This is a genomic window from Xanthomonas sp. F1, from assembly GCF_014199855.1.
The window spans coordinates 64,708-83,804 of record NZ_JACHOK010000002.1 but is presented as its reverse complement, the minus strand read 5'-3'; the positions used below and the strand labels follow the sequence as shown (position 1 = coordinate 83,804).

At 69.4% G+C, this 19,097-nt stretch carries 16 protein-coding genes; 4 read left to right on the top strand and 12 right to left on the bottom strand.

Annotation, left to right across the window (positions count from 1 at the left end; genetic code table 11):
* Positions 1 to 95 precede the first annotated feature (95 nt).
* The 4 genes from GGR71_RS05085 to hflK all read right to left on the bottom strand — a co-directional run bounded on the left by GGR71_RS05085 (position 96) and on the right by hflK (position 4,082).
* On the bottom strand, positions 96 to 1,388 hold the full coding sequence (locus GGR71_RS05085; protein ID WP_184451708.1) for an adenylosuccinate synthase: 1,293 nt from the start codon (positions 1,386 to 1,388) through the stop codon (positions 96 to 98).
* Between the two features lie 267 nt (positions 1,389 to 1,655).
* On the bottom strand, positions 1,656 to 1,841 hold the full coding sequence (locus tag GGR71_RS05080; protein WP_160963146.1) for a DUF2065 domain-containing protein: 186 nt from the start codon (positions 1,839 to 1,841) through the stop codon (positions 1,656 to 1,658).
* A gap of 235 nt (positions 1,842 to 2,076) precedes the next feature.
* Positions 2,077 to 2,943 (bottom strand): protease modulator HflC, encoded by an 867-nt coding sequence (hflC, locus tag GGR71_RS05075; RefSeq protein ID WP_048490195.1) that lies wholly within the window; start codon positions 2,941 to 2,943, stop codon positions 2,077 to 2,079.
* Complete coding sequence (gene hflK, locus GGR71_RS05070; protein ID WP_160963148.1) at positions 2,940 to 4,082, bottom strand: FtsH protease activity modulator HflK; 1,143 nt, start codon at positions 4,080 to 4,082, stop codon at positions 2,940 to 2,942. Before hflK ends, hflC begins: the two co-directional genes overlap by 4 nt.
* A gap of 142 nt (positions 4,083 to 4,224) precedes the next feature.
* Here hflK and GGR71_RS05065 point away from each other — a divergent pair, with 142 nt between their 5' ends.
* Both GGR71_RS05065 and pilH read left to right on the top strand, forming a co-directional pair.
* Positions 4,225 to 5,229 (top strand): acrylyl-CoA reductase family protein, encoded by a 1,005-nt coding sequence (locus GGR71_RS05065; RefSeq protein WP_160963150.1) that lies wholly within the window; start codon positions 4,225 to 4,227, stop codon positions 5,227 to 5,229.
* A gap of 82 nt (positions 5,230 to 5,311) precedes the next feature.
* Positions 5,312 to 5,689, top strand: a complete 378-nt coding sequence (gene pilH / locus GGR71_RS05060; RefSeq protein WP_048490192.1) for a twitching motility response regulator PilH — start codon at positions 5,312 to 5,314, stop codon at positions 5,687 to 5,689.
* Between the two features lie 520 nt (positions 5,690 to 6,209).
* Here the strand turns inward: pilH and GGR71_RS05055 are convergent.
* Both GGR71_RS05055 and GGR71_RS05050 read right to left on the bottom strand, forming a co-directional pair.
* Positions 6,210 to 7,097 carry a DnaJ C-terminal domain-containing protein gene (locus GGR71_RS05055; RefSeq protein WP_148829409.1) on the bottom strand — a complete coding sequence of 296 codons (888 nt, stop codon included), beginning with the start codon at positions 7,095 to 7,097 and terminating at the stop codon, positions 6,210 to 6,212.
* A gap of 136 nt (positions 7,098 to 7,233) precedes the next feature.
* Complete coding sequence (locus GGR71_RS05050) at positions 7,234 to 7,701, bottom strand: Hsp20/alpha crystallin family protein (protein ID WP_160963152.1); 468 nt, start codon at positions 7,699 to 7,701, stop codon at positions 7,234 to 7,236.
* 169 nt (positions 7,702 to 7,870) lie between these two features.
* On the opposite strand from GGR71_RS05050, the gene GGR71_RS05045 reads away from it, so the two are divergent.
* Complete coding sequence (locus tag GGR71_RS05045; protein ID WP_160963154.1) at positions 7,871 to 8,353, top strand: peroxiredoxin; 483 nt, start codon at positions 7,871 to 7,873, stop codon at positions 8,351 to 8,353.
* Between the two features lie 31 nt (positions 8,354 to 8,384).
* The gene (locus GGR71_RS05040; protein WP_160963156.1) at positions 8,385 to 8,969 is read left to right on the top strand and encodes a ferritin-like domain-containing protein; all 585 of its coding nucleotides are present in this window, start codon (positions 8,385 to 8,387) and stop codon (positions 8,967 to 8,969) included.
* Positions 8,970 to 9,587: 618 nt separating this feature from the next.
* Here the strand turns inward: GGR71_RS05040 and pbpC are convergent.
* The 6 genes from pbpC to GGR71_RS05010 form a co-directional block, all read right to left on the bottom strand.
* Entirely contained in the window at positions 9,588 to 11,981 is a 2,394-nt protein-coding gene (gene pbpC, locus GGR71_RS05035) for a penicillin-binding protein 1C (protein WP_160963158.1), read from the bottom strand.
* A gap of 418 nt (positions 11,982 to 12,399) precedes the next feature.
* Complete coding sequence (locus tag GGR71_RS05030; protein ID WP_160963160.1) at positions 12,400 to 13,341, bottom strand: glycerophosphodiester phosphodiesterase family protein; 942 nt, start codon at positions 13,339 to 13,341, stop codon at positions 12,400 to 12,402.
* Positions 13,342 to 13,360: 19 nt separating this feature from the next.
* On the bottom strand, positions 13,361 to 16,273 hold the full coding sequence (locus GGR71_RS05025; RefSeq protein WP_160963162.1) for a TonB-dependent receptor: 2,913 nt from the start codon (positions 16,271 to 16,273) through the stop codon (positions 13,361 to 13,363).
* A gap of 246 nt (positions 16,274 to 16,519) precedes the next feature.
* The gene (locus tag GGR71_RS05020) at positions 16,520 to 17,311 is read right to left on the bottom strand and encodes a DeoR/GlpR family DNA-binding transcription regulator (RefSeq protein ID WP_160963164.1); all 792 of its coding nucleotides are present in this window, start codon (positions 17,309 to 17,311) and stop codon (positions 16,520 to 16,522) included.
* Positions 17,308 to 17,967: an HAD family hydrolase gene (locus tag GGR71_RS05015; RefSeq protein WP_184451706.1), complete on the bottom strand. Its 660-nt coding sequence runs from the start codon at positions 17,965 to 17,967 to the stop codon at positions 17,308 to 17,310. Before GGR71_RS05015 ends, GGR71_RS05020 begins: the two co-directional genes overlap by 4 nt.
* A gap of 28 nt (positions 17,968 to 17,995) precedes the next feature.
* The gene (locus GGR71_RS05010) at positions 17,996 to 19,084 is read right to left on the bottom strand and encodes an MFS transporter (RefSeq protein WP_456362597.1); all 1,089 of its coding nucleotides are present in this window, start codon (positions 19,082 to 19,084) and stop codon (positions 17,996 to 17,998) included.
* Between the last annotated feature and the right edge of the window lie 13 nt (positions 19,085 to 19,097).

The window sequence follows — 19,097 nt, the reverse complement described above, 5'->3', positions numbered from 1 at the left end:
GGGCGTCTCGCGCGGGTGGCTGCTGGCCCACATCCTCTCGCAAAAAAGCCCCGCCGAGGCGGGGCTTTCACTGAACGCCGCAGCGCGCGCCAGGATCAGGCGAACGGATCCTGCAGCACCATGGTGTGCTCGCGGTCCGGACCGGTGGAGACGATCGAGATCGGGCAGCCGGCCAGTTCCTCCAGCGCACGCAGGTAGGCGCGGGCGGCGGGCGGCAGTTCGTCCCACACGGTGATGCCGTGGGTGTTCTCGCTCCAGCCCGGGAACTCCAGGTACACCGGGGTGCACTCTTCCCAGCCCTGCGCGTCCAGCGGCGCGTACTCGGTGCGCTTGCCGCGGTATTCGTAGGCGATGCACACCTTCAGCTTCTCCATGCCGTCGAGTACGTCGAGCTTGGTGATGCACAGGCCGGAGATGCCATTGATGGCCACCGCCCGCTTCAGCGCGACGATGTCCATCCAGCCGCAGCGGCGCGGGCGGCCGGTGGAGGCACCGTACTCGGCGCCGCGGTCGCGGATGCCCTGGCCGATCGCGTCGTCCAGTTCGGTCGGGAACGGGCCGCCGCCGACGCGGGTGGCATAGGCCTTGGCGATGCCCAGCACGTAGTCGATGTCCTGTGCACCCACGCCGGTGCCGGCCAGCGCGCCGCCGACGGTGGTGTTGGAGCTGGTGACGTAGGGATAGGTGCCGTGGTCGATGTCCAGCAGTGCACCCTGCGCGCCTTCGAACAGCACGCGCTTGCCCTGCTTGCGCAGGTCGTGAAGGATGCCGGCCACGTCGGACTTCATCGGCTGCACGTACTCGCCGAAGGCCAGCGCTTCGTCGAAGGTCTTCTGGAAGTCGACCGCTTCCACGCCCAGGTACTTGGTCAGCACGAAGTTGTGGTAGTCCAGCGCGGTGCGCAGCAGCTCTTCCAGCTGCGGCGGGTAATGCAGGTCGGCGACGCGGATGCCGCGGCGCGCCACCTTGTCTTCGTAGGCCGGGCCGATGCCGCGGCCGGTGGTGCCGATGGCCTTGCCGCCGGCGGCCTTCTCGCGGGCCTGATCCAGGGCGATGTGGTACGGCATGATCAGCGGCGCGGCCGGCGAGATCTTCAGGCGCGAACGCACTTCCACGCCGGAGGTCTCCAGCTCCTCGATCTCCTTGCGCAGCGCGGCCGGGGAGATCACCACGCCGTTGCCGATCAGGCACAGCGCGTCGGCGCGCAGGATGCCGGACGGGATCAGGTGCAGGACGGTCTTCTTGCCGTTGATGACGAGGGTGTGGCCGGCATTGTGGCCGCCCTGGAAACGCACGACGGCACCGATTTCCTCGGTGAGCAGATCGACGATCTTGCCTTTGCCTTCATCGCCCCACTGGGCACCGAGCACGACAACTGACTGACCCATGGCTGGGTAACTCCTGGTTTGCTGCGCGACCGTCGGGGCCACGCGGATGTGGTGGCCGTGCGGGGACCGACCGACACCAGCGCGGTTGCTCCATCGGGGAGCGTCCAGGCGGCGGCAGGGCCCATACACGGAAAAAGCCGGTCGAGACGCTCGCGTGGAGCGGGCCCGGCCGGCTTTTGTGCATTATCCGGGTTTTGGGTGGCGGTCACCACCCCTTCCCCTGCCGCGTTCAGCGACCTGCCCGTCGGCAGCAATCGGGATGCGGGGTCAGGCGCGAACCCACAGCAAGGCGATCAATCCCATCGCCAAGGCCACCCCGCCGGCGATCCGCAATTGCGCGGCCGGCATGGCCAGCATCTGCTGCACCATCCGCTTCCAGGCCTCAGGTGCGACCAGCAGGATCAGGCCTTCGAAGACGACGACCAAGCACACCGCGGCGATCAGATCGTGCATGGGGTCTCACAGGCAGAAGGAGATGGCGTGTGCGCGTCAACTGGAGCGCCCGCATCCTGTAGGAGCGGCTTCAGCCGCGACAGGGTTCGCGGAAAGCCTGCCGCGTCCGGACTTTTCTGGGAGATCCTGTCGCGACTGAAGCCGCTCCTACAAAGGAAGGCGGCTGCGGCCAACCGATAGCGGGATCGGGACCCGCTCTTGCGAATCCCCACTCCCGACTCCCCAATCCCGCCCCTCAGCGCTCGCTCTTGAGGTACTGCAGGAACGGATCGTTCTTGTCGAGCACGATCACGCCGTTGCCGTCGGCCATGGCGCCGCGGTAGGCCTCCAGGCTGCGGTAGAAGGCGTAGAACGACGGGTCGGCGGAGCCGGCCTTGCCGTAGACGCTGGCGGCCTCGGCATCGCCTTCGCCGCGCAGCTTCTGCGCGTCGCGTTCGGCCTCGGCGACCAGCACGGTGCTCTCGCGATCGGCCTGGGCGCGGATGGTCAGCGCCTGCTCCTCGCCCTCGGCACGCAGCTTGGCCGCTTCCTGCTTGCGCTGCGCGCGCATGCGCTCGTACACGTCGGTGATCACCTGGCTGTCGGTCGGCAGGTCGATCTGCTTGATGCGCAGGTCGACGATCTGCATGCCCAGGGTCTTGCTGGCCGCGTTGATCGCCACCAGCTGCTTGGCGATCAGTTCGCTGCGGTCGCCGGACACCAGCTGCTGCAGGGTGCGCGAGTTGATCTGGTTGCGCAGCGAGTCGGTGATGATCGGCGCCAGCAGGCTGTTGGCCACCTTCTCGTCGCCGCCTTGGGTGGCGCGGTAGAAGGCGCGCACGTCGGAGATGTAGCCGATGGCGAAGAAGCTGACGCTGACGTCCTTCTGCTCGGCGGTGAAGTAGCGCGCCGGATTGGTGTCGATCACCTGGAAGCGGCGGTCGAACATGCGCACCGATTCCACCAGGGGCACCTTGAAGTGCAGGCCCGGCTTGAGGTCGGCACGCACCACGCGGCCCAGGTTCAGCACCATCGCCGCCTTGTCCTCGGGCACCACGAACACCGAGCTGAGCAGCGCGAACAGCGCGACGACGGCAATGCCCGCCCACAATGACAGTTTCATCGCTGGATCTCCTCACGGCCGGTCGGGCGCGGCGTGCGCTCCGGGTTGCGGACACTTTCGGCCGAACTGCTGTTCAACGCCGGCATCAACACCTCCTGCGGCACCGTCGGCAGCGACGTGGTCGGCGTCGGCGGCGTCGAGGTAGCCGGCGCCTTGTTGTCGGCCGGCATCGGCACGTAGATCAGTTGGCGGCCATCGCCGCCGATGACCTTGCGGTTCTCCGCCAGCACCTGCTGGATCGTCTCCAGCCACAGCCGCTTGCGGGTGACCTCGGGCGCGTTCTGGTACTGCTGCTGCAGCAGGGTGAAGCGCTCGGCGTCGCCCTGCGCGCGGGCGATCGCCGCTTCCTTGTAGCCTTCGGCGACGGTGCGGGTGCGTGCCGCCTGGCCGCGCGCCTCCGGCACCACCTTGGCGGCGTAGGCCTGGGCCTCGTTGATCAGCCGCTCCTTGACCTGCTGGGCGCCGTTGACCTCATCGAAGGCCGACTTCACTTCTTCCGGCGGACGCGCGTCGGGCAAGGTCAGGCCGGTCACGATCAGGCCGGTGTGATAGGCCTTCAGCGCGGCCTGCAGGCGCTCGCGCGCGGCCACCGCCATCGGCCCGCGGTTGTTGAGCACCGTGTTGAGATCCGAACGACCGATCTGCTCGCGCACCGCGCTCTGCGCGGCCTGCTCCAGCACCAGGTCGGCGTTGCGCGCGCCGAACACGTAGGTGCGCGGATCCTCGACGCGGTACTGCACGTTGAGCGAGACGTTGACGATGTTCTCGTCGCCGGTGAGCACCGGCAACTGGCTGTCGAAGGTCTTGATGCGGGTGGCATCGACCTTGCGCACGGTCTCGATCGGCCACGGCAGCTTGAAGTTCGGGCCCGGCTGCAGGATCCGCGAGAACTGGCCGAAACGCAGGACCACGCCGCGCTGCTGCTCGCCGATCAACTGGAAGCTGCTGAACAGCAGCACCAGCACCACCGCGCCCAGGATCCAGCGGCCGATGCCGCCGCCGTCGCCGAACAGGTCCTTCAACGGACCGGGCAACCCGCCCCACTTTCCTCCCCCATTGCCGCCGCGCGGCGGCCAGGGACCGCGCCCGTGATTGTCGGGGCCGTCTCCGCCCTTGCCGCCAGGTGTGTTCCAGGCCATGCATGCTCCAAGAAGGAAGGTGGCGACGCGTCGGTCACGCGCCGGTCACCGGATAATGAGTCGCCGATTCTACAAGATGGGGCAGACCCGCCGTTTCGAAAGGGTATCTTGGTGCATTCCTGCGTGCCGACCAAGGTGTTCCATGTCCGTTCCCGCCCAGTTCTCCGCCTTCCGCATCGACCAGGACGCCAGCGGCTACCACGCCGGCCTCGTCCCGCTGTCGCTGGACCAGCTCAGCGACGGCGAAGTGGTGATCCGCGCCGCCTGGTCGTCGGTGAACTTCAAGGACGCGCTGGCCGGCACCGGCCAGGGCAAGATCCTGCGCCGCTTCCCGCTGGTCGGCGGCATCGACGTGGCCGGGCACGTGGTCGCCTCCAGCGACCCGGCGTTCAAGGAAGGCGACGCGGTGCTGGTCACCGGCTGCGGCCTCAGCGAGACCCGCGACGGCGGCTACAGCGCGTACGTGCGCCTGGAGTCCAAGTGGGTGGTGCCGCTGCCGGCCGGGCTGAGCCTGCGCGAGAGCATGGTGCTGGGCACCGCCGGCTTCACCGCGGCGCTGGCACTGCTGCGCCTGCTCGACAACCGCCAGACCCCGGCGCATGGCCCGCTGTGCGTGACCGGCGCCACCGGTGGGGTCGGCTCGCTGGCGATCGACATCTTCAGCCGCGCCGGCTTCGAGGTGCATGCGGTCAGCGGCAAGGCCGAGCGCGCAGAGCAGCTCAAGGCCTGGGGCGCCACCCAGGTGCTGGGCCGCGACGCCCTGCAGACCAGCCGGCCGCTGGAATCGGTGCGCTTCGGCGGCGGTCTGGACAACGTGGGCGGGGCGATGCTGACCAGCCTGCTGGCGCAGACGGCACCGTACGGCAATGTCGCCAGTGCCGGCCTGGCCGCGACCGCGGAGCTGGACATGACGGTGATGCCCTTCATCCTGCGCGGCGTGTCGCTGCTGGGCATCGGCTCGGCCGGCACCGCGCGCGACCTGCGCGACCGCATCTGGCAGCACCTGGGCAGCGACTGGAAGCCGCGCCACCTGGAGACCATCTGCACCCGCGAAGTGGACCTGGCCGGCCTGCCGGAGGTGTTCGCCACGATGCTGGCCGGGCAGTCGTTCGGGCGCACCGTGGTGCGGCTGGATCCAGGCGCGTAGCCACGCCGGCGCTTTGTGACACGCAACGCTTTCCGCCCTCGCGCCGCTGCCACTACACTCCAAGCTTCCTAGGGGGAAGCACATGGCACGCATTCTGATCGTCGACGATTCGCCGTCGCAGTTGCTGGGCATCCAGCGCATCGTGGAAAAACTGGGGCACGAAACGATCACCGCCACCGACGGCGCCGCCGGCGTGGAAGCGGCCAAGGCGTCCTTGCCGGACCTGGTGCTGATGGACGTGGTGATGCCCAACCTCAACGGCTTCCAGGCCACACGCACCCTGCGCCGCGAGCCGACCACGCAGAACATCCCGGTGATCCTGGTCACCACCAAGGACCAGGACACCGACCGCATGTGGGGCATGCGCCAGGGCGCCCGCGCCTACATCACCAAGCCGTTCTCCGAGGACGAGTTGTACGAGGTGATCGAGCGCGTGTTCAGTGGCGAGGATGCGCCGTAGAAGCCGGGAATCGGGATTGGGGATTGGGGATTCGTAAGGGCGGGTTTCCGGGCGGCGTTTGAGCGCGCGGCGTAAGGCCGCATTGCAATCGGCGCCCCTTGTAGGAGCGGCTTCAGCCGCGACGGGCGTTACCGGTGACGCCTGTCGCGGCTGAAGCCGCTCCTACGATAAGCCGGGCAATGCATGGAACCAAACGAAGAGCCGGCGGCGTCTCTTGTAGGAGGGGCTTCAGCCCCGACGCTTGAAAGGTTGAGGCGTCGGGGCTGAAGCCCCTCCCACAGAACAGCAGCACAGCTGCAGACTTGCGAAGCGCGTACGCTGATCGGCGATGCCGCTGCGGCCGTGCGCCGCAGCGGCTCCAGCGCAGTCACGCCTGCAGGCGCATGCCGGGCCGGGCCGCACAGGCGGGTACGGCCGCTTTATCGGGCCGGCATGGCGGCTGAAGCCGACCCCACAACGCCACAGTGCGAAGGGACACCGCTCTTGCGAATCCCCATTCCCAACTCCCCAATCCCCGCAATCAAACGGCCTCGCCAAACGCCTTGGCCAACCCGCGATACGCCTTGCGCTGCGCTTCGGTTTCCGGCGCGGGCGCCAGCACCTCCAGTTCGACGATCTGGTCGCCCGGCGGGGTGCCGGGCAGGCCGCGGCCGCGCAGGCGCAGCTTGCGGCCGGCATCCGATTCCGGCGGGATCTTCAGTTCCACCGCCCCGCCCAGGGTCGGCACGCTGATGCTGGTGCCCAGCGCCGCCTGCCAGGGCGTCACCTGCAGGGTGTAAAGGATGTTGCGGCCGTCCACCTCGAACTGCGGGTGAGCGGCGTACTCGATCTCCAGCAGCAGGTTGCTGCCGCCGTTGCCCTGCCCGCCCAGCCGGATCACCTGGCCGGGGCGCACGCCCTTGGGCACGCGCACGTCCAGCTGCTTGCCGTTGATGGTGATGCGCACGCTGTCGCCGGCATACACCGCCTCCAGCGGCACCGCCAGCTTGGCGCGGGTATCGCCGCGCGGTGCACCCGGCCCCGGACCGGGGCCGGCGCCGCCCTGGCGGGCGCGCTGCTGGCGGGCGAATAGGCTCTCGAAGAAATCGCTGAAGCCGCCGCCGGCGCCGCCGTTGCCGAACACTTCCTCGAAGTCGAAGCCCTGCGCACCACCGTAGTTCGGTGGCGCGTGGAACTCCTCGCCCGGGCGGTAGCCCTGCGCGCGCAACTGGTCGTAGGCGGCGCGCTTGGGCGGGTCGCGCAAGGCCTCGTAGGCCTCGTTGATCGCCTTGAACTTCTCTTCGGCCCCAGGCTCCTTGCTGACGTCGGGATGGTACTTGCGCGCCAGCCGCCGGTACGCGGTCTTGATCTCGGCATCGCCGGCGCTGGGTTCCACGCCCAGGGTCGCGTAGTAATCCTTGAATTCCATCCATCACCTCAAAAAAGAGTCGGCCCGCCGCCTTGCGGCAACGGGCCGGTTGCATGCATTGCGCCATCGCCCGGCCATTCTACGGCCGGCCGCGAGGGCGCGGCGTCGCGGTGGCGACGCCGCTGCGAGCGGGCGCTTACTGCACGATCGTGGCCCCGGTATCGACCTGGATGCGGCGCGGCGTGCTCGCCGGACGCTTGGGGATGCGCACTTCCAGCACGCCATGGTAGCCGGTGGCGGAAATGCCGTCCGGGTCGGCACTGTCGGGGAGCGCGAAGCGGCGGTGGAAGCTGCCGTAGCGGCGCTCGATGCGCGAGAAGCGCTCGGTATCGGCGGCCGATTCGCTCTTGCGCTCGCCCTTGATCGACAGGATGCCCTTGTCCATCGACACCTCGATTTCCGACGGGTCGATGCCCGGCAGATCGGCGTACAGCACGAAGCGCTCCGGCTCCTCCTTGATGTCCACGCTCGGCACCCACTGCGCGGTGACGACGGCCGATTCGTCGGTGCCGCCGTTAGGGTCGAAGAAGCGGTCGAACACCTGCTTGATCTCGTTCTGGAATGCGGCCTGGGCCGGCCACTGGCGATAACGGACGATGCTCATCGTGGTCTCCTGAAACGTGAATGGAGTACACCCCGGAGGGGACGGTTTGCGGCGGCGGGACCGGCCCGCCATCCATGCCCGTCAGATAGGCCTGCCGCGGCGCTTTTCAAGGCGTTGACGCCACCTTCCCATTTCCGTTTCTAGACTCGGTTCATCCAAGGAGCCCGACATGCCCATCCAGATCGGCGAACGCATTCCCGAAGTGGTGCTGCAGCACATCCGCGACGGCGTGGAAGCCGTGGATACGCGCACCCTGTTCGACGGCCGCCGCGTGGTGTTGTTCGCGGTACCCGGCGCCTTCACCCCGACCTGTTCGGAGAAGCACCTGCCCGGCTATGTCGAGCACTTCGAAGCGTTTCGCAAGCGCGGCATCGAGGTGTACTGCATGGCGGTGAACGACCCGTTCGTGATGCAGGCCTGGGGCAAGAGCCAGCTGGTGCCCGACGGCCTGCAGATGCTGTCCGACGGCAACGGCGACTTCGCCAAGGCGCTGGGCCTGGAGCTGGACGCCAGCAGCTACGGCATGGGCGTGCGGGCGCGTCGCTTCGCGCTGTACGCCGACGATGGCGTGGTGAAGGCGCTGTTCGTCGAGGCGCCGGGCGAGTTCAAGGTCTCCGCCGCCGACTACGTGCTGCAGCATCTTCCCGACTGATCCCCTTACCCACCACAGGAAACGGCCAGCCATGTCCAACAAGCCAGCCCCCCCGAACACCGACGCCAAGCCGCTGCAGCACACCGCCGGCCTCACCGACACCGCCACGCTGCGTGCCAACGCCCGCCAGAGCATCGAGGACGGCGCGATCACCAAGAGCTACAGCGCCGACCGCGAGGCGGTGATCAAGATGCTCAACGACGCGCTCGCCACCGAGTATGTGTGCGTGCTGCGCTACTACCGCCACTACTTCATGGCCGCCGGCATGCTCGCCGACGCGGTCAAGTCCGAGTTCCTGGAGCACGCGCAGCAGGAGCAGGCGCATGCGCACAAGCTGGCCGAGCGCATCGTGCAGCTGGGCGGCGAGCCGGATCTCAATCCGGACACGCTGACCGCGCGCTCGCACGCCGAGTACAAGGAAGGCGAGGACCTGCGCGACATGGTCAAGGAGAACCTGATCGCCGAGCGCATCGCCATCGACAGCTACCGCGAGATGATCAACTTCGTCGGCGACAAGGACACCACCACCAAGCGCATCCTGGAAGAGATCCTGGCCCAGGAAGAAGAGCACGCCGACGAGTTCTCGGACATGCTGGAAGGCTGGATCGGCAAGTAAGCCGGTTCCGCGTTACGCCCTCTCGTAGGAGCGGCTTCAGCCGCGACAGGCCGTCTCGATGGCGCCTGTCGCAGCTAAAGCCGCTCCTATTGTCCTTCTGGTCTGACACACATGATTGAAGCAACTGCAAAGGCTTTCGCCTTGCGGCGAGTCACTTTGATCAGCCTCCGGCTGCTGAGAAGCGCTTCTTTGCTTGTGCAAAGAAAAGTAACCAAAAGAAGCGCTTTACCACAGCCGAAGGCTGGTCAAGCACACCCTGCCTCACGCTCTCCGCGCTGACGCGCTCCGGGTCCGCGTCCAGCCCGGGGATTCGCGGAAGGGGCATCCTGCCCCTGCCGCGAACGGCGCACATCCATGTGCGCCGCCCCTTCGGGGTTTTTCCCCGTACTGGCCGCCGCTTCGGAAGGGAACCCGGCAAGTCAAAAGCAAGAGCAAGAGCAACAGCAACGAGCCAAAGCCAAGCGACCGCGTCTCTCGCAGGGACTCACGCTTGTTCGTGTCCGGGAGCGATTGTGGGAGGGACTTCAGTCCCGACTGCTTCCGAGGTCGGATCGCCCGCCTACTCTGATCGTCGTCGTTGCGTGACAGTTGGCTTCTACGAGCGCGCGCCACCGCTGCTCAACGCAACACCTGGAACCGCACCTGGGTCCAGGCGCCGTTGCTGGCCAGGGCGGTCAGGGTATGGTCGCCGGCGTCGGCGAAGTCGCGCTGGAAGGTACGCGCGCCCTCGGTTCGGGCGATCCAGCGGCCGTCCAGCAGCCAGTCCACCGGCGCGCTCGTGCCCAGCGCGCGCACCTGCAAGCGCACGCTGGTACTGCCCGGTGCGCGCGCCAGGGTGGCGCGGTCGTTGAGGCCTTCGATGCGCAGGACGTCGCTGCGGCCGCGGCCGTCGTCGCGGCAATCCGGCGCCAGCGCCGGCAGTTGACCGGCCTGGCGTTCGCTTGCGTGCAGCCACGGCGTCAGCAGCGCCGGCCAGCGCGCCAGTTCGCGGGTGACCGCCGCGTGCGGTTGCGCGCAGTCCGGCGACAGCCGCAGTCCACTGTGCACGTCCACCTGCACGGTCTCGCGGCCGGCGCTCCACAGCCGCGCGTCGCGCTCGGCGAAGGTCGGCGGCACCGCGCCGTCCAGCGCATAGGCGGAGAAACGGCGCTGGCACAACGACGGCGGGGTCTGCTCGGCGGCGATGCCCAGCGGCCAGCACACGTCCACCTGCTGCACGTTGGCGGGCATCGGCCGCGGTGCGTTGTCGCCGCGCAAGCGCGGCAGGCTGTCGATGGTCTCGAACATCAGCGGCAACGCGGTCACCGCGCCGTACTGGCCGGGCAGCGGCGTGCCGTCGGGGCGGCCCACCCACACGCCGACGGTGTAGCGGCGGGTGCTGCCGATCGCCCACGCATCGCGGTAGCCATAGCTGGTGCCGGTCTTCCAGGCCACGCGCGGGCGCGTGCCGACGTCGAAGGTGCCGACGCCGTAGCCCGGACGCGGATTGGCCTCGAGCATCTCGCGCACGATCCAGGCCGCACCGGGCGACATCAGCCGCCGCTCGATGCGCTTGTCGGTCGCGCTGTAGCGCACGTGGCCGGCGATGCCGTCGCGGTTGAGCGCAGCGAAGGCACCGACCAGTTCCTCCAGCTTCGCGCCGGTGCCGCCGAGGATCAGCGCTAGGTTGGGCGTACTGCCGCGGGGGAACTTCAGGCCGATGCCGGCGTTGCTCAGGCGCGCGGCGAAGCGCGCCGGCCCGACCCGGTCGAGCAGATCCACCGCCGGCACGTTGAGCGACAGGCGCAGCGCGCTGGCCGCGCCGATCGGGCCGTTGAAGGCTTCGTCGAAATTGCCTGGACGGTAGTCGCCGAAACTCTGCGGTGCGTCGACCAGCAGGCTTTCGGAGTGGATCAGGCCGTCGTCCAGGGCCATGCCGTACAGGAACGGCTTGAGCGTGGAGCCGGGCGAGCGCCAGGCCTGCACCATATCCACGTCGCCGAGCCGGCGGCGGTCGCCGAACTGCACCGAGCCGATGTAGGCGCGCGCCTGCAGGTCGCGGTTGTCCACCACCAGCAAGGCGGCGGAGGTGCGCTCGGGCAGTTGCGAGAAGTAGGCGCTGACCCGGTCTTCGAGGGTGCGCTGCAGGTCGGCGTCGAGGGTGGAAACGATATGCGCGGCGTGCGGGCGCTGCCGGCGCAGGCGCTCGGCCAGCAGCGCGGCGTGCAGCGGCGTCTGCAGCGAGCGCGCCACCACCGGCTCGATGCGCGCATCGTCGACCTGCGCGCGCGGCCACACGCGCAGCGCGACCATGCGTTCGAGCACCTTGTCGCGCGCCGCGCGTGCCGCCTCCGGATGCCGGTCCGGGCGCAGCCGGCTCGGCGCCTGCGGCAGCACCGCCAGCAGCGCCGCCTCGGCCTGCGACAGGCGCGCGGCCGGTTTGCCCAGATAGGCCCAGCTCGCCGCGTCCACGCCTTCGATGGTGCCGCCGTAGGGCGCGCGCTCCAAGTACAACTGCAGGATCTGCCGCTTGCTCAGGTGCGCTTCCAGCTGCAGCGCGCGCAGCGCCTGCTGCGCCTTGCCCCAGGGCGTGCGCGTGCTGACCTCGGGCGGCATCAGGATGCGCGCCACCTGCATGGTCAGGGTGGAGCCGCCGGAGACGATGTGGCGCGAGAACAGCCACTGCTTGGCCGCACGCAGCAGCGCCCAGGGATTGACCCCGGGGTGCACCCAGAACCAGCGGTCCTCGTAGTTCAGCAGCGCCTGCAGGTACAGCGGCGAGACGCTGTCCGGCGTGGCCGGATAACGCCAGACGCCGTTGCCGTCGGCGAAGGCGCGCAGCGGACTGCCGTCGGCGGCCACCACCAGGGTCGAGGTGTCGCGCGACTTCGGCAGCGGCAGCGGGAACGCCAGGTCCAGCAACAGCAAGGTCGACAGCAGCGCCACCGTACCCCAGCGCAGCCACGGCAGCAGGCGCGTCCAGCGCCGGGGGCGCCGCGCGGCGTGCGAGGCGGCGGTGTCGTCCAGTGGCATGCGTGCTCCCGATGGAAGCGGCCATTTTGCCTGTTGCCGTGGCGACGCGGCGAATGGGACCAGGCCGGCGCGTTTGGCGGCACCGGCGATGCGCGGGGCTGGCTTCGAGGCATCGGCGAACATTCGCGGTTGCCGCGACGCGATTGACGCGCTGTTGTTTTGTAGGAGCGGCTTCAGCCGCGACGGGCGTTCCCGATAGCGCCCGTCGCGGCTGAAGCCGCTCCTACAACAGCATTGAGCCTTCCGGAGACGCTCAATGCCAACACGTGGTGCACGGGCTAGATCCCGCCGAACGTCCCCACCCCACCCTACGCCCGCGGCAGGCGCAGCGTCGCCACGCTGCCGGGCGCATCCGTGCGCGCCTCCAAGATCTGCCGCGACAGCACCAGTTACGGACAGTGGCGCGACCAGGCGCGGGTCAGCGCTTTTCCAGCGACGCGCGATAGCGCAGCAGCGCTTCCGGTTCGTCGGTCTGGAAGGCGCCGATGCCGGCGCGGTAGAGCCGCCCCCACACCGCGTCCGGATCGCGCACTGCATCGGCATCGCCGCCGACGTCGGCGACGAAGCCCTCCCACAGCGTATTGACCAGCAGCCGCACGTGCCGCTGCTTGGCCAGGGCCGCCACCGCCGGCAACTGGGCCAGGCGCATCCGCGGCAATTCGATCGCCACCGGCCGCACCTTGCCGCCGGTCTGGGTGCGCACGGTCTGCACCAGGTCGTCGGTGCCCGGCGGGTTCAGCAGCACCGGGGTGAAGTTGATCCGGTCGAACGGCGGCATCGACGCCAGGTCCTGGCTGGCGACGCCGACCTCGGTCTTGACCACTACCTGCCGCTCCATGCCGGCGCGACGCACCGCGTCGACCACCTCGGCGTAGATGGGTGCCTTGACGTCGAGGTTGAGCATGATCCGGCCCTTGGCCGAGGCCAACATCTGCGCCAGGGTCACTGGATGCTGGTCGGTGAGCGCCGCGTCGGGGCCGCCCTCGTCGTCGCGCAGGCGCAGCCGCGCCAGTTGCGGCCAGGTCAGTTCGGCGACCTTGCCGGTGCCGTCGGTGGTGCGGTCGACGGTGGCGTCATGGAACATCACCAGCGTGCCGTCGCCGGCGCGACGGATGTCGGTTTCCAGCATGTCCACCCCCAGCGCCACGCAGCGCTCCAGGCCCAGCAGCGAGTTTTCCGGCGCATGCCCGGGGAAGCCGTGCGCGGGCGCGGGGTTGTGGCAGCCGCGGTGGGCGACGACGAAGATGCCGCCGTCGGGTGCGGCCAGGCGCGCCTGGATCGGGGCGATGGCGGCGACGGCCGGGGCCGTCGCGGTCAGCAGCGCGGCAATGACCGCGCCGCGCGAGAAAAGCAGGTTCATGGATGGTCTCCGGCAACGGTCACAGCGACGGGGTGAAGCGCAGGCCGAGCCAGTAGGTGGTCGGCATCGAATAACTGTCCTTCAGCAGGTTCTCGCCGGGGCCGGTCAGGCTGGTGAGGCGGCTGTGGGTGACATTGCTGATCTGGCCGACCACGCTGAGCTGCTTGCTCACCGCCCAGGTCGCCGACAGGTCCAGCTGCGAGCGCGGCGCCCAGTACAGGTCCTGCCAGGCGATGTTGCTGACGATGGCGCGCAGCGCCTTGCCCTGGCGGTTGTAGGCCGCGCGCAGTTCCACGCCGCCGATGGTGTAGAACAGCGAGGCGTTGGCGGTGTAGTCCGGCTGCCCGACCAGGCGATCGACGGTGCGCTGGCTCTGCACCACGTTGGGTGCGCTGCCGCTGGTGAACGGCACGTCCATGCCGCCATCGAGCAGGGCCAGGTTGGCGCTGCCGCCCAGGCCGGACAGCGCCGGCACGCCTGGGAACAAGGTGTTGAACACCGCGCTCAGCTCCAGGCCGCGCACGTGCGCCTTGGCGGCGTTGGCCGGGGTGCTGATCAGCACGTTGGAATAGGTGGTGCCGTTGAAGCTGAACTGGTCGGTGCGCGAGAGGGTGAAGATCTCGTCCTGGATGCGCTTGTCGAACAGCGCCGCGGCGAGCATGCCGTCGAAGTCGTCGGGCAGGCGCCATTCCAGCGACAGGTCCAGGTTGGTGGACACGCGCGGCTTGATGTCGGGATTGCCGATGGTGACGGTCACGCCCTGCGCGTTGGGATTGCCCATGTCGCTGCTGTTGACGAAGCCGATCGAGGTGCGCGCGGCATAGGCGTCGTAGGGCGGGCGGCCGAGCGTGCGGCTGGCGCCGGCGCGCAGGTCGAGGCGGTCGTTGACGTGGTAGGTCATCACCGCCGAGGGCAGCACCTTGGCGTAGCGCGAATCGGTGGGCGCATCGACGTAGACGTAGTTGCCGCTGGCCGCGTCCAGTTGCCGCTGGCGGCCGACCGTGGCCTGGTCGGTGTGGTCGTAGTGCAGGCCGGCTTCCACGTCGAATGCGTCGGTGCGGTAGCCGAGCAGGCCGTAGGCGCCGAAGATGTTCTCGCGGTGGCTGAAGTTGTCCTGGTTGCTGAAGGCGCTCTGGTCGGTGCGGTTGAACGCGCTCAGTGGGGTGGCGCCCAGGATCTGGTTGGCCTTGTCCGGATCGATCGCGATCAGGTTCAGGCCCAGGTAGCGCATCGGCGCATTGGATGGCGCCAGCACGTCGGCGATCTTCAGCGGCGGCGCGCTGCGGTTGGGCTGGTATTCCACGCGGTAGATATCGAAGCCGGGTTCGTCGCGGGTGTAGCTCAGGCCGCTGCCGAAGCCGAAACCGCGGTCCATCTCGCCGCGGTTGAAGGCGTAGTCCAGGCGGCCGGTGAGCACCTTGTCGCGCGCATTGCGCTGGTAGTCCGGGCGCCAGTACAGCAGGCTGTAGTTGTCGTAGTTGTAGTACGACTGCGCCGACATCGGGAAGCGCTGGTTCAGCGCGGAGGTGTCGTAGTTGAAGCCATAGGCCGCCGTCGGCACCACGGTGACGCCGGGGCCGGTCTGCCCGGTGGGCACCGCCGCCGGCCGCTGCGCGCCGGTGACGTACTTGATCATCTTGATCGGTTCGGCATAGGTGGCATCGGACCAGGAGCCGCGCGCCGACAACACCTGCCGGTCGTCCGGGCGCCATTCGAAACCGGTCTGGGCGAGCTTGGTGCGGGTGGTGGTGATCTGGTTGGAGTAGCCCACCTCCACGTCGCCGACCGGGTACGTGCCGCTGGTGGCGGTCTGGTTGTAGACGCGGTTGCGGTTGCGCGGATCGAGGATGATCTCGTTGCGCTCCATGTTGTCGCGGAAGTAGTAGTAGCCGGCCGTGGCGTAGGCCTGCAAGGATTCGCTCAGCCGCGCCTCGAACTTGCCGGTGAGGCCGTAGCGGTCGCGCTTGTCCATCACGTACCAGTACTTGTCCTGCTGCGGCACGGCCCAGCCGTTGCCCAGGTTGGTGCCGCTCTGCAGCGCGCCGGTGCTGTCGTAGAACCCGTAGTGCACCGTGTCGGTGGTCATGTGGGTTTCGGTGTAGCTGCTCAGCGTCTGGTAGTTGCCGGACAGGGTCAGGCCGTACTGGCCTTCGCTGCCGAAGGTGCGGCTGCCGGTGGCGAGCAGGCGGTAGCCCGGGTCGTCCTGGTCGCGCGGCTTGCCGACGTCGTTGGCATGGCCCAGCGAGGCCTCGGCGGTGAAGAACGGCTTGCCGCCGTTCTCGAACGCGCTGCGGGTCTTGAGATTGATGGCGCCGCCGGTGGCGTTCGGATCCAGGTCGGGGGTGAAGGTCTTGATGACCTGCAGTTCGCTGACCATCGAGGCCGGCAGGATGTCCAGGCGAACGCCGCGGGTGATCGAGCCGAGCGTACCGTTGGGCGTGCCCGGCGAGGCCACGGTCAGGCCGTCGATGGTGACGTTGTTGTAGGACGGGCCGAGGCCGCGCAGCACCGGGGTGGCGGCTTCGTCGCGCGGGTGCTCGTTGTCGGTGGCCGGCAGCACCGACAGGCCCGGAATGCGGCGCAGCGCCTCGACGATGGTGGTGTCCGGCAGCGCGCGCACGTCGGTGGAGCTGACCACGTCGGTGATGTTGGTGGCCGCGCGCTTGCTCTCGATCGCCGCGGCATTGGCCTTGCGCACGCCGGTGACCTGCACGCTGGACAGCGTGGTGGTGCCGTCGCCGCTGGCGGTGTCGTCGGGCGTGGAGTCTCGCGTGGTGTCGCCGGCGGCCGGCGCAGTGGCGGCCGCGACGGCGCTGGCGTCGGCGGCGACCGTCGCGGTGGTGGAGGCGGCGTCCTGCGCCAGCGCGGCCTGGCAGCTGGCGGCGAGCGCGCAGACGATCAGCGCGCGGCGCCGATGGGTGAGTGGTTGCATGGCGATGTCCCCTGGGTGACTGAATTAAGTAACTTAAAGTTCGTTATTTAATCCCAGGGATATGACGCTGCGATGGCGGCCTCCGGAAAGTGCGAAGACACGGCGGCCCTGCCCTGTCTTACTCATGCTCAGGCGAGCAGCAGGCAGCAGGCAGACGCGACGCAATGGCGTGGACCTGCGGGAGGATGGAATCCGTGCCGCGTCCGCCGTCGCTGGTGGATGCAGCGGCCGCTTGGCGGCGACGCCTTAGTCCTTGGCCGCCGGCGCGGCGCGGTGCACCTGCACCGCCTGCGCGGCGAACGCGGCGAACACGCCGGCCGGGGCGTCGTGCTCGACCACCAGCCGGTCGATCGCCTCCACGCCGACCACGCGATGCGCGGCCAGGGTGCCGAGCTTGTCGCTGGTCACCACCGCCACGGTCTCGGCGCTGGCCTCGACCATTGCCCGCTTGAACAGGCTTTCCTCGTCGTCCACGCCCCACAGGCCGCGCTCGGGGTCGATCGCGCAGGCGCCGGGGAAGCACAGGTCGGCGCGCAGCTGCCGCAGCTGCTGCAGCGCCTGGGCGCCCACCGCCGCGCCGCTGCGCGGATCCAGGCGGCCGCCGATCAGCAGGATCTCGATGCCCTCGCGGCGCAGCAGGATCTGCGCGATGTCCGGCGCATTGGTCACCACGCTCAGCCCCAGGCCCGCCGGCAGTGCTGCGGCGATGGCGCTGTTGGTGGAGCCGGCATCAATCAGCAGCCGCTGCCCAGGCTGGACCAACGCGACTGCGGCCAGCGCCAGTGCGCGCTTGCGCTCGGCATGCTCGGCCTGGCGCTGCGGCAGCGGCGCGAAGGTCGGCGTGGGCAGCAGCGCGCCGCCATAGACGCGCCGGCACAGGCCCTGCGCAGCGAGTTCGCGCAGGTCGCGGCGGATCGAATCCTCGGACACGGCGAAGCGCTCGGCCAGTTCCGAGGCCACCACCCGACCGTGCTCGCGCAGGCGCTGCAGGATCGCCTGCTGCCGCTCCTGCGGCAGGGTGTCGCGCTCGCCGCTCATGGCGCCGCGGCGTCGGCGCGTGGCGGCAGCACGCCAAGCGCGATCAGGTCCTCGCGCAGCGTGGCGGCGTCGCGGAACTGCAGCGCGTGCATGCCAGTGGCGGCCGCGGCGTGCACGTTGCGCGGCGCGTCGTCGATAAACACCGCACGTACCGGGTCGATCGCATAGCGTTCGCACAGCAGCGCGAAGATCGCCGGATCCGGCTTGACCAGGCGTTCTTCGCCCGACACCAGCACGCCCTCGAACCACTGCAGGAACGGATAACGTTCGCGCGCGATCGGGAAGGTCTCGTGCGACCAGTTGGTCAAGGCGTACAGCCGCAGCCCCTGCCCGCGCAGTTCGTCCAGCACCGCCACGGTGGCATCCAGCGCACCGCCCAGCATCTCCGGCCAGCGCGCGTGGTAGGCGGCGATCATCGGCGCGTGCGCCGGATGCAGCGCGCTCAGTTCGGCCACCGCCTCCTGCCACGGCCGCCCGGCGTCCTGGCGCTCGTTCCACTGCGGGCTGCACACCTCGCGCAGGAAGGCTTCCATCGTGGCTTCGTCGTCGAACAGGCGGCGGTACAGATGGCGTGGATTCCAGTCGATCAGGACGCCGCCGAGATCGAACACCACGGTGTCCAGGGAGGGTGCGGCGGGAGGATCGGACGACGGCATGACAGGCTCCAGCAGACGAAAGTGAGGATCAACGACGCACCAAGCGCGCAGCGGCGGCGACCAGCAACAGCAGCGCCGCCACCGCCGCCAGCGCCAGCGGCAGACCGATGGCGTGGGCCAGGAACCCGATCAGCGCCGGCCCGGCGAGCAGGCCGGTATACCCGAGCGTGGTCAAGGTCGCCAGCGCCAGGGCGGGCGAAGTGCCGGGCATGCGCCCGGCGGCGCCGAACATCACCGGCACTAGATTGGAGGCGCCCAGGCCGACCAGCACGCAGCCGAGCAGGCCGCTGCCCGCCGCCGTGCCGGTGCTGGCCAGGAACAGGCCTGCGGCGGCCAGCACCGCGCCGAAGGCGACGGTGCGCACCGGCCCCAGCCACGCCACCAGACGGTCGCCGCCGAGCCGGCCCAGCGCCATCGCCACCGAGAACGCGGCATAGCCCAGGCCCGCCACGCTCGGCGCCAGGCCGTGATGCTCGCGCAGCAATACCGCGCTCCAGTCGAGCATGGCGCCCTCGGCCAGCAGGCAGACGAAGCACAGCGCGCCCAGCAGCAGCACCGGTCCCTGCGGCAGCCGCAGCGGCACCGCTTCGGTGGTCGACGCCGCGTGCCGCAGCAAGCCGCCGCGCTGCCACAGCAGCACACCCAGCAGCAGCACGGCGACCAGGACGGCGCCGGCCAGCAGCGGCAGGCCGGCGCCGAGCAAGGCGCTCATGCCGGCCGCACCGATCAGCCCGCCGACGCTGAACACGCCGTGGAAGCCGGACATCGCCGCCTTCTGCAGGCGCCGCTCCACTTCCACGGCATGCGCGTTCATCGACACGTCGAGTGCGCCCAGCGCCGCACTGAAGTACAGCAGCGCCACCACCAGCAGCGGCACGCTGGGAGCAAGCGCCAATGCCGGCAGCGCCAGGCACAGCGCAAGGGCGCTGGCGACGATGACGGTGCGCGCGCCCAGGCGGTGGCTGAGCAACCCGCCCAGCGGCATCGCGAGCACCGAGCCGGCGCCGAAGGCCAGCAGCACCATGCCCAGCCGCGCGTCGTCCAGGGCGAAGCGCGCCTTGACGTAGGGGACCATCGGCGCCCATGCCGCCATGGCCATGCCCGACAGCAGGAACATGCCGCGGGTGGCG

What these genes read in the sequence shown, in the direction of transcription:
- GGR71_RS05080 (WP_160963146.1), bottom strand. Translation starts at nt 1,841, where the DNA reads ATGCACGATCTGATCGCCGCGGTGTGCTTGGTCGTCGTCTTCGAAGGC.
- GGR71_RS05085 (WP_184451708.1), bottom strand. Translation starts at nt 1,388, where the DNA reads ATGGGTCAGTCAGTTGTCGTGCTCGGTGCCCAGTGGGGCGATGAAGGC.
- pilH (WP_048490192.1), top strand. Translation starts at nt 5,312, where the DNA reads ATGGCACGCATTCTGATCGTCGACGATTCGCCGTCGCAGTTGCTGGGC.
- hflK (WP_160963148.1), bottom strand. Translation starts at nt 4,082, where the DNA reads ATGGCCTGGAACACACCTGGCGGCAAGGGCGGAGACGGCCCCGACAAT.
- GGR71_RS05030 (WP_160963160.1), bottom strand. Translation starts at nt 13,341, where the DNA reads ATGAACCTGCTTTTCTCGCGCGGCGCGGTCATTGCCGCGCTGCTGACC.
- GGR71_RS05025 (WP_160963162.1), bottom strand. Translation starts at nt 16,273, where the DNA reads ATGCAACCACTCACCCATCGGCGCCGCGCGCTGATCGTCTGCGCGCTC.
- GGR71_RS05040 (WP_160963156.1), top strand. Translation starts at nt 8,385, where the DNA reads ATGTCCAACAAGCCAGCCCCCCCGAACACCGACGCCAAGCCGCTGCAG.
- GGR71_RS05010 (WP_456362597.1), bottom strand. Translation starts at nt 19,084, where the DNA reads ATGTTCCTGCTGTCGGGCATGGCCATGGCGGCATGGGCGCCGATGGTC.
- GGR71_RS05065 (WP_160963150.1), top strand. Translation starts at nt 4,225, where the DNA reads ATGTCCGTTCCCGCCCAGTTCTCCGCCTTCCGCATCGACCAGGACGCC.
- GGR71_RS05020 (WP_160963164.1), bottom strand. Translation starts at nt 17,311, where the DNA reads ATGAGCGGCGAGCGCGACACCCTGCCGCAGGAGCGGCAGCAGGCGATC.
- GGR71_RS05015 (WP_184451706.1), bottom strand. Translation starts at nt 17,967, where the DNA reads ATGCCGTCGTCCGATCCTCCCGCCGCACCCTCCCTGGACACCGTGGTG.
- hflC (WP_048490195.1), bottom strand. Translation starts at nt 2,943, where the DNA reads ATGAAACTGTCATTGTGGGCGGGCATTGCCGTCGTCGCGCTGTTCGCG.
- GGR71_RS05050 (WP_160963152.1), bottom strand. Translation starts at nt 7,701, where the DNA reads ATGAGCATCGTCCGTTATCGCCAGTGGCCGGCCCAGGCCGCATTCCAG.
- GGR71_RS05045 (WP_160963154.1), top strand. Translation starts at nt 7,871, where the DNA reads ATGCCCATCCAGATCGGCGAACGCATTCCCGAAGTGGTGCTGCAGCAC.
- GGR71_RS05055 (WP_148829409.1), bottom strand. Translation starts at nt 7,097, where the DNA reads ATGGAATTCAAGGATTACTACGCGACCCTGGGCGTGGAACCCAGCGCC.
- pbpC (WP_160963158.1), bottom strand. Translation starts at nt 11,981, where the DNA reads ATGCCACTGGACGACACCGCCGCCTCGCACGCCGCGCGGCGCCCCCGG.